Origin of the sequence: Actinomadura rubrobrunea NBRC 15275 (genome assembly GCF_001552235.1) — a bacterium.
Classification (GTDB): domain Bacteria; phylum Actinomycetota; class Actinomycetes; order Streptosporangiales; family Streptosporangiaceae; genus Spirillospora; species Spirillospora viridilutea.
In genome coordinates this window covers 1-1629 of record NZ_BCQU01000203.1, presented here as the reverse complement: position 1 = coordinate 1629, position 1629 = coordinate 1, and the positions used below count along the sequence as shown (strand labels likewise).

At 71.0% G+C, this 1629-nt stretch carries 2 protein-coding genes; both read left to right on the top strand.

Annotation, left to right across the window (positions count from 1 at the left end):
• Positions 1 to 756, top strand: a 756-nt coding sequence (locus AR3_RS29020; protein ID WP_067918813.1) for a cytochrome P450, incomplete at its 5' end; no start/stop codon positions are given.
• Positions 757 to 771: 15 nt separating this feature from the next.
• On the top strand, positions 772 to 1614 hold the full coding sequence (locus AR3_RS29015; protein ID WP_067918811.1) for an SAM-dependent methyltransferase: 843 nt from the start codon (positions 772 to 774) through the stop codon (positions 1612 to 1614).
• Positions 1615 to 1629 lie beyond the last annotated feature (15 nt).

The following is a 1629-nucleotide window of genomic DNA, read 5'->3' as shown; positions in this document are numbered from 1 at the left end:
GAACCCGACAGGCCCCGCATCCACGGCCTGTGCGACACCGCATTCGACCATGGACGACCCGGAGTCGACCACGCCGCGGCCTTCGCCGAGCTGCGGAAGGAACTCGCCAACCTGGCCACCGCCAAGAGGCAACACCCCGGCGACGACCTGACCAGCACCCTGGTCAACAACCGCGCCACCACGTTGACCGACGAGGAGCTGGTCGACACGCTGGTGCTGCTCGTCGGCGCCGGCCACGAGACCACGGTCAACCTCATCACAAACTCGGTCCGGGCCCTACTCACCCACCCCGACCAGTACACGCTCGTGCGGGCCCGCCAGCTCTGCGGCGGGCGCACCTGGCCGACGGACCTGGTGGAGGAGACCCTGCGGTGGGCCTCCCCCATCGCCGCCCTACCGCTGCGGTACACGACCGAGCCCACGCAGCTTTTCGGGGCCTCCATCCCCGCGGGCGAGGCGCTGCTGCTGTGTTACGGCGCGGCAAACCGCGACCCGGCCCGATACGGGCCGGACGCCGACCGGTTCGACCTGACACGCCGCCCGTCCGCGCACCTGGCGTTCGGGTACGGCCCGCACTACTGCCTGGGCGCCTCCCTCGCCCGGCTCGAAGCCGGCATCGCCCTGAAAGAGCTGCTCGGCCGCTTCAACCTGGCCCTGGCGGTGCCGCCCGAAGCCCTGGAGCCGCTGTCGTCGCTGGTCGCCTGCGGCGTCACCGAACTGCCCGTCACCCTGACCACCATCGACCGAACCCGCTAGAAAGCCCCTCCCCGAATGAGCAGCCCCCACACCGACGAAAGGCTCCTCCGCGTCCCCGGCCCCGCCAACCCCGCCCGCATGTACAGCTACTTCCTGGGCGGCAAGGACTACTACGAGGTCGACCGCGAAGCCGCCGACCGGATCCTCGCCAAGGCCCCCTGGATCCGCCCGGTCGCGCGACACAACCGGCACTTCCTGGCACGGGCCGTCCTCCACTGCGTGGAAGAGGCGGGGATCCGGCAGGTCATCGACATCGGCACCGGATTCCCCACCTCCCCCAGCCCGTGGGAGGTCGCCTGGGGCGTCGACCCGGACACCCGCGTGATCGGCGTGGACAACGACCAGATAGTCCTCGCCCACGCCCGCGCCTACTCCCACCAGGCGCAGATCGTCCACGGGGACCTGCGGGAACCCGACGCGATCATCGACCGCCTCGACAAGGACGGGCTGGTCGACTGGTCGCAGCCGGTCGCGCTGGCTCTCGTGGCGGTCCTGCACTTCCTCACCGACGAGGACGACCCCGCCGCGTGCATACGCGCGTTCCGCGACCGGATGGCCCCGGGCAGTCGGCTGGTGATCTCCCACATCAGCCGGGACGGCACCCCGCCCGACGTCATCGAAACCATCGAGCAGGAGTACCGCGCCAACGCCACCGCCCCGGCCGTGTTCCGCACCAACAAGCAGATCGGGAACCTGTTCGACGGGTTCACCCTGGTGGAGCCCGGCCTGGTCCCCGTCGAGGACTGGCGGCCCGACCCCCGGTTCACCCCGGACCTGTCCGACTGCGACGTCACCGCGCCGCTGGTGCAGGGCGTCGGAGCCGTAGGCGTCCTGGAGACCACACCGGAGGCGGTGTGAACCGCGACCCCTGGA

Excerpts from the sequence above, each read along its gene's own strand:
- AR3_RS29015 (WP_067918811.1), top strand. The coding sequence starts at position 772 with ATGAGCAGCCCCCACACCGACGAAAGGCTCCTCCGCGTCCCCGGCCCC.